The sequence below is a fragment of the Pseudomonas sp. Sample_24 genome, assembly GCF_004307605.1.
Taxonomy (GTDB): Bacteria; Pseudomonadota; Gammaproteobacteria; order Pseudomonadales; family Pseudomonadaceae; genus Aquipseudomonas.
The window spans coordinates 1-7,444 of the sequence record NZ_RCNW01000166.1 but is presented as its reverse complement, the minus strand read 5'-3'; the positions used below and the strand labels follow the sequence as shown (position 1 = coordinate 7,444).

The window sequence follows — 7,444 nt, the reverse complement described above, 5'->3', positions numbered from 1 at the left end:
ATGATGGTCTCGCTGTTCCTGGCGATCCCGGTGATCCTGCATCAGATCTGGGGCTTCATCGCACCCGGCCTGTACAAGCATGAAAAACGCATCGCCGTGCCCTTGCTGGTCTCCAGCATCTTTCTGTTCTATGCCGGCATGGCGTTCGCCTACTTCCTGGTGTTCCCGCTGATCTTCAAGTTCTTCGCCGCCGCCACGCCGGCCGGTGTGGAAATGATGACCGACATCACCAGCTACCTCGATTTCGTCATGACGCTGTTCTTCGCCTTCGGCGTGGCGTTCGAAATTCCGGTGGCTGTGGTGTTGCTGGTGTGGATTGGCGTGGTCGACGTCAAATACCTGAAGAAAATCCGTCCGTACGTGATCATCGGCTGCTTCGTGGTCGGCATGATCCTGACCCCGCCGGATATCTTCTCGCAGACCCTGCTGGCCGTACCGATGTGGATGCTGTTCGAAGTCGGCATCCTGTTCAGCAGCCTGATCAGCAAGCGTGGCGAGCATCCGGACGATCAACCGGCTGACGATCACAACGACCAGCCGCCAGCGACCCAAGCGTGAACCTGCTGTTACTGGAAGAGGCCGATTTCATTGCGGCCGACCGGGTGATCCTGCGTGATCGCCGGTTGACCCACATGCAGGAAGTCCATCGCTGCGAAGTCGGCGACAGCCTGCGTGTCGGGCGCATCGGCGGGCTCATGGGCTCGGCCGAAGTGCTGCGCCTGGATACCGCCGAAGCCGAATTGCGCGTTACCCTCGATCAACCACCGCCGACCAAGCTGCCGTTGACCCTGGTGCTGGCCCTGCCACGCCCCAAAATGCTGCGCAGGGTGTTTCAGACTGTTGCAGCCATGGGTGTGCCACGCATCGTGCTGGTGAACAGCTACCGCGTCGAGAAGAGCTTCTGGCAGACGCCATTCCTGGAGCCTGAAGCCATTCGCGAGCAACTGATCCTCGGCCTGGAACAAGCGCGGGACACTGTGCTGCCGGAAGTTGTGATCGAGAAACGCTTCAAACCCTTCGTTGAAGACCGCCTGCCTGCGATGACCGAAGGCACCCTCGGCCTGGTTGGCCATCCGGGCAACTACCCGCCCTGCCCGCGTGCCTTGAGCGAACCGGTAACCCTGGCCATCGGCCCTGAAGGTGGCTGGATTCCCTACGAAATCGACCTGCTGGGCAAATCCGGCCTGCAACCGGTGCAACTGGGCGAGCGCATCCTGCGCGTCGAAACCGCCGTGACCGCCCTGCTGGCACGACTCTTCTAACCGATTCTGAGAAATCCGTAGGCGCGAGCCTGCTAGCGATGGCGGTGTACCAGCCAACATTGAAGTGGCTGACACTCCGCCGTCCGCTTATCGGGCAGCGCTACAGAACCCCACCCCACTGCCGATATACCTCCCATAAAACCAATGTGTGGTCCGAGGGAGTTACAGCATGTACCAATGGTTGGCCGATAAGCTGGGAAATGTAGGTGTAAACCGCAAGTTGGGCGTCGGCTTCGGTCTGGTGCTGCTGCTGACATTGCTGATCACGTTTACCGGCTGGACCGGTCTCGGTGAAGTGACGAGTCGCGGCGACAAGCTCGGTTTCATTTCCGAGATCAACGGCCTGACCAAGGACCTGCGCATCGCCCGCCTCGACTACGAAATGCGCCGTGGCGAACAAGGTCCTGGTGCGGTCAATGACCTGCTGGGCAAGCTCGAAACCGGCCTGCAAGCGGCTCGCCAGATGATCGAACAACCCGCCGACATCGCCATGATCGACCAGCAACTGGCCGCTGTCAGCCTGTACAAACAAGGCTTCACCGCCCTGACCCAGGCCGGCGCCAACCGTGAAGATGCCCGCAGCAAACTCGGCGCTACCGCCGACAACGCCGTTGCCAAAGTCGCTGAGGTTGAAAAATCCATGCTGCAAGGTGACAGCGTGGCAGCATTCAACAGCGTGATCGAGCTGAGCAAACTGATCCAGCAGGCGCGCTTCCAGGTTCGCGGCTACACCTACAGCGGCAAGAGCGAAGCCGAGCAGCCGGCCCTCGATGCGATCGACAATGCCCTGAAATACCTCGAAAGCCTGCCCGCCAAACTGCCTGAAGAACACCTCGCCAACCTGCAACTAGCCACCGACTCGCTCAAGGCTTATCGCGCCGCGGTGAGTCAATACCGTGACTCCCAGGTCGCCAGCGTCGACGCCCTGAAACGCATGGCGGCCCAAGGCGAAATCCTGCTCCAGGTGAGCAACAAACTGACGGTTTCGCAAACTCTGGTACGCGATACCGATGTAGCGCATGCCAAAAACATGCTGTTGGTGGCCACCGCCCTGGCACTGGTCTTCGGTCTGTTCGCTGCCTGGGCCATCACCCGGCAGATCGTGATTCCGCTCAACCAGACCCTCAAAGTGGCCGAACGCATTGCTTCCGGCGATCTGACCCACAACCTCGAATCCAAACGCCAGGATGAACTGGGGCAGCTGCAACGTGCGATCCAGAGCATGACCCAGGGCCTGCGCGAGCTGATCGGCGGCATCAGTGATGGCGTCACGCAGATTGCCAGCGCCGCCGAAGAGTTGTCGGCAGTTACCGAACAGACCAGCGCCGGGGTCAACAGTCAGAAGGTCGAGACCGACCAGGTGGCCACGGCCATGAACGAAATGACCGCCACGGTGCAGGAAGTTGCACGCAACGCCGAGGAAGCCTCCGAGGCCGCTGTCGCCGCCGACCAGCAGGCCCGCGAAGGTGACAAAGTGGTGGGCGAAGCCATTGCCCAGATCGAGCGCCTGGCCAAGGAAGTGGGAAACTCCACCGAAGCCATGGGCGAGCTCAAGCGCGAGAGCGACAAGATCGGCAGTGTGCTCGACGTGATCAAGTCCGTGGCACAACAAACCAACCTGCTGGCGCTCAACGCTGCCATCGAAGCCGCCCGTGCCGGTGAAGCCGGACGCGGCTTTGCCGTGGTCGCCGACGAAGTGCGCAGCCTGGCCCAGCGCACCCAGAAATCCACCGAAGAAATCGAAGAGCTGATCGTCGGCCTGCAAAACGGCACCCAGCAAGTGGCGACCATCATGGACAACAGCCGCAGCCTGACCGACAGCAGCGTCGAACTGACGCGCCGCGCCGGTGGCTCACTGGAAAGCATCACCCGCACGGTTTCGGCAATCCAGGCGATGAACCAACAGATTGCCGCCGCCGCTGAACAACAGAGCGCCGTGGCTGAGGAGATCAACCGTAGCGTGCTGAACGTGCGGGATGTCTCGGACCAGACCTCGGCCGCCAGTGAAGAGACCGCGGCCTCCAGTGTTGAGCTGGCGCGGTTGGGAACGCATCTGCAAATGCTGGTGGGACGGTTCAAGGTTTGAGGTGATCCGATCTACTTGATCGTTACTTGATCGTTCCCACGCTCTGCGTGGGAATGCATCCTCTGTCGCTCTGCGTCACGCCCGAGAAAGGACGCGGAGCGTCCTGGGCGGCGTTCCCACGCGGAGCGTGGGAACGATCAGGCCATAAAAAAACCCGCTTTCGCGGGTTTTTTCATTACGCCATCTGAGGCTGTACGCTCAACGGTTTGAGCGGCAACAACGGGGCATGAGGGTCGGCCTTGACCGACTTGCGCCACGCGCCCAGCCACTCCGGATGGCCTTCGTTCCAGACCTGCTCATGCAAGCGGGCCAGGGCCACCGGATCGCTCAACAGCTGCACACGCTCGTTGTTGGTCAGGCCTTGCGGCCCAACTTTCATCGCGTGCCGCACGCGCTCGATCCGTAGCCATTCAATCGGCTCGGCCTCACGGTGACGCGAGGTCGCCAGCGAGCACGCCAAGGCGTTCTGCTGCGGATCGACCACCGAACGGACGAAGCCGTCGTTCAGCGCATGCCAACGGTTTTCGTGGGTGTACTGGTCAGTAGCCAGCAATGCCTGCGGCGGATTGTATTCCTCAGGGATCAGGAACAGGCTCTCGTCGCGGGATTTCAGGCCCAGGCCGACACGGCTGGAAATCACCGAGACCGGGATCGACAGCATCAGCGAACCGACGATCGGCACCAGCCACCACAGGAAGCTCGGGTTCAGCCAGATCACCAGCAAGGCCCAGAAGAAGCCCAGCAAGGTTTGCGGGCCGTGGCGCTTGACTGCTTCGCTCCAGGGCGTGGAGTCGTCGTCACGTTGTGGCGAATTCCAGGTGGCAGCCCAGCCGAGGAACGCGGCAAGCACGAATCGGGTGTGGAAAATCATCCGCACCGGTGCCAACAGCACGGAGAACAGCATCTCCAGCAGCATCGACAATGTCACCTTGAACTTGCCGCCGAACTCTTTCGCGCCCTTGGCCCAAATCAGGATGATGCTCAACAGCTTCGGCAGGAACAGCAGCACGATGGTGGTCGAGAACAGCGCAATCGCCTTGTCCGGGTGCCATTGTGGCCACAGCGGATAAAGCTGGCGCGGTTCAAGGAAGTACTGCGGCTCCATCAACGTGTTGACTGCCAGCAGCGCCGTCGACAACACCAGGAAGAAGAACCACAGCGGCGCCGACAGGTAAGACATCACGCCGGTCAGGAACACCGCACGGTGCACCGGGTGCATGCCCTTGACCAGGAACAGCCGGAAGTTCATCAGGTTGCCGTGGCACCAGCGACGGTCACGCTTGAGTTCATCCAGCAAGTTCGGCGGCAGCTCTTCATAGCTGCCCGGCAAGTCGTAGGCAATCCACACGCCCCAACCGGCACGACGCATCAACGCGGCTTCAACGAAGTCGTGGGACAGGATCGCACCCGCGAACGCGCCTTTACCGGGCAGCGGCGCCAGGGCGCAGTGCTCGATGAACGGCTTCATGCGAATGATCGCGTTGTGGCCCCAATAGTGCGATTCACCCAGTTGCCAGAAGTGCAGACCGGCGGTGAACAGCGGACCGTACACCCGGGTCGCGAACTGCTGCATGCGTGCATACAGCGTGTCCATGCCCGACGCACGCGGCGCGGTCTGGATGATCCCGGCGTCCGGCGTGGCTTCCATCAGACGCACCAGACTGGTCAGGCACTCACCGCTCATCACCGAGTCGGCGTCGAGTACGACCATGTACTTGTAGTCACCGCCCCAGCGACGGCAGAAGTCGTCGAGGTTACCGCTCTTGCGTTTTACCCGACGGCGGCGGCGGCGATAGAAGATCTTGCCGAAGCCCTTGGCTTCCCGGCAGACGTCCAGCCAGGCCTGCTGCTCGGCCACGCAGATGTCGGCGTCGTTACTGTCGCTGAGCACGAAGAAGTCGAAGCGATCCAGATCACCCGTGGCCGCGACCGATTCGAACGTTGCGCGCAGACCGGCGAATACCCGCGGCACGTCTTCGTTGCAGATCGGCATCACCAGAGCGGTGCGTGCGTCCTTTGGAATCGCCTCGTTGCCGGCGCTTTTACCGGAAATGCGGTACTTGTCGTGGCCGGTGAGCAACTCGAGGAAGCCCATCAGCGCGGTCCAGAAACCGGCCGAAACCCAACAGAACAGGATCCCGAACAGAATCAGGATGCTGGTCTGCAATGCATACGGCAGCACTTGGGTAGCGGTTTGCAGCAGCGGTTGATGCAGGACTTCTTCGAGGTCGACGAACGACCAGCCCTGATACGGCATGATGCCTTTCATGTACCAGCCGGCCACGATGGTCTGGCCGAGCATCAACACCAAAAGAATGTAGCGACGGATCGAACCCACGGTACGCCAGCGTGCTGCGGGCAGGACGCGTTCGTCCTTCGGCGGCTTCGGCGGGTTGGTACGACCGGTCATCCGGCGCCAGCCACGTACCAGGATGTTGGTACGCCAAGGCTCGGGCACGACCTTGGTCCGGCGAATCGGCGGAGTGGCCTTGAGGCAAACCCGACCGCTGGCGTCGAGCGCCAGCATTTCGGCGTCCTGCAACTCTTCGGCGGTGCTCAGGGTCAGGCGCTTGCCCACCGAAGCCTGGGCGGCCTCGGTGGGGGCGTCGAACGTGGAGGACGACAGGCGTTCGTGCAACTCGCTGAAGGACTTGCAGCCCGCGAGCTCCGCGCGCTGCTGGTCGGTCATCGGCAGATGCGCCAGATACTCCGAAAGAGTTTCTGGCTGTACTAGAGAATTACTCATCGGCAGGCAACTGATAGCTCCAGGTCTCGGTCAGGACTTCTTCAGTCGGTGCCGATTCCGGTGTGGCTGGGGCCGCGTCAGCAGCGACAGGCTGCTTGGCGTCTGTATTGGCCTTGTCCTTGGCATCTGCAACCGGCTTGGCTTCGGCATGCTTGGCCTCGGCTTGCTTGGCTTCCTTGTCCATCTTCTCTTGTTGCTTGGCGGCGACTTTGTCGGCCTTGGCAACGGACGAGTTCGACGCTGGAACCGCCGACTTGGCCAGGTCAGCCGTCACAATTGGCTGCACCAGCGCAGCGCGCATTTCGGTGGACTTGCTCGGGTCCTTGATCTTCATGCGCAAGGTCAGGCGCCAGCCCTTGGTTTCAGGGTTGTAACGGACGCTGTTTTCCACGACCTCGGCGTTGTCACCCACGCTGACCTGGCTGCGAACGTCGGCATCGGCCGGCAATGCCGCCAGCGATGGACCTTCGAAATCCACCAGGTACGCCACGCTACCGTCCGGCTGACGAATCAGGTTGGACTGCTTCACGTCACCGGTGGAGCGCAAGGTTTGCTTGACCCAGGCGCTGTCCGGCGCGTGAATCGAAGCCTCATCCATGGTCCAGTGCATACGATAAGCGACATCAAGCGGCTGGCCGGGTTCCGGCATCTTTTCCGGGCTCCAGAACGCCACGATATTGTCGTTGGTTTCGTCAGCGGTCGGAATCTCTACCAGATCGACGGAGCCTTTGCCCCAGTCGCCTTTCGGTTCGATCCAGGCACTTGGGCGCTTGTCGTAGCGGTCGTCGAGGTCTTCGTAGTGGCTGAAGTCGCGGCCACGTTGCAGCAGACCGAAGCCGCGCGGGTTCTCTACGGAGAAGTTGCTCACGGCCAGGTGTTTAGGGTTGTTCAGAGGGCGCCAGATCCACTCGCCGTTACCGGCATGGATCGACAGACCGCTGGAGTCGTGCAGTTCACGACGATAATTCAGGACTTTCGATGGCTGATTGGCGCCGAACAGGTACATGCTGGTCAGCGGCGCAACGCCGAGCTTGGTGACTTTGTCACGCAGGAACATCTGCGCCTTGACGTCGACAATGGTGTCGCTGCCCGGACGCAGGGTCAGGCGATAGGCACCAGTAGCGCGAGGCGAATCGAGCAACGCGAAGATCACCAGATGCTTGTCGCCCGGCTTGGGCTGTTGAATCCAGAACTCGCGAAAGCGCGGGAACTCTTCGCCCGATGGCAACGCGGTATCGATCGCCATGCCGCGCGCGGACAAGCCATAGACGTGACCCTTGCCGACAACGCGGAAATAACTCGCGCCGAGCATGGTCATGATTTCGTCTTGCTTGTCGGCCTTGTTGATCG

Annotated in this window: 5 protein-coding genes; 3 read left to right on the top strand and 2 right to left on the bottom strand. The window is 61.4% G+C overall.

Going from position 1 to position 7,444, the window contains the following annotated elements:
- From tatC to D8V06_RS08790, 3 genes are all read left to right on the top strand, one after another.
- The coding region (gene tatC, locus D8V06_RS08800; protein WP_130930807.1) for a twin-arginine translocase subunit TatC at nucleotides 1–558 on the top strand (558 nt) is incomplete at its 5' end.
- Nucleotides 555–1,262 (top strand): 16S rRNA (uracil(1498)-N(3))-methyltransferase, encoded by a 708-nt coding sequence (locus D8V06_RS08795; RefSeq protein WP_130903892.1) that lies wholly within the window; start codon nucleotides 555–557, stop codon nucleotides 1,260–1,262. The genes tatC and D8V06_RS08795, both read left to right, overlap by 4 nt.
- Nucleotides 1,263–1,431: 169 nt before the next feature.
- Nucleotides 1,432–3,348, top strand: coding sequence for a methyl-accepting chemotaxis protein (locus D8V06_RS08790; protein WP_130930806.1), 1,917 nt, complete (start codon nucleotides 1,432–1,434; stop codon nucleotides 3,346–3,348).
- Between the two features lie 175 nt (nucleotides 3,349–3,523).
- Here the strand turns inward: D8V06_RS08790 and mdoH are convergent, their stop codons facing one another.
- Together mdoH and D8V06_RS08780 are read right to left on the bottom strand one after the other, a co-directional pair.
- Nucleotides 3,524–6,094 carry a glucans biosynthesis glucosyltransferase MdoH gene (gene mdoH / locus D8V06_RS08785; RefSeq protein WP_056852238.1) on the bottom strand — a complete coding sequence of 857 codons (2,571 nt, stop codon included), beginning with the start codon at nucleotides 6,092–6,094 and terminating at the stop codon, nucleotides 3,524–3,526.
- On the bottom strand, nucleotides 6,087–7,444 hold a 1,358-nt coding region (locus D8V06_RS08780; RefSeq protein WP_130930805.1), incomplete at its 5' end, for a glucan biosynthesis protein G. The genes mdoH and D8V06_RS08780, both read right to left, overlap by 8 nt.

Excerpts from the sequence above, each read along its gene's own strand:
- D8V06_RS08790 (WP_130930806.1), top strand. The coding sequence starts at position 1,432 with ATGTACCAATGGTTGGCCGATAAGCTGGGAAATGTAGGTGTAAACCGC.
- mdoH (WP_056852238.1), bottom strand. The coding sequence starts at position 6,094 with ATGAGTAATTCTCTAGTACAGCCAGAAACTCTTTCGGAGTATCTGGCG.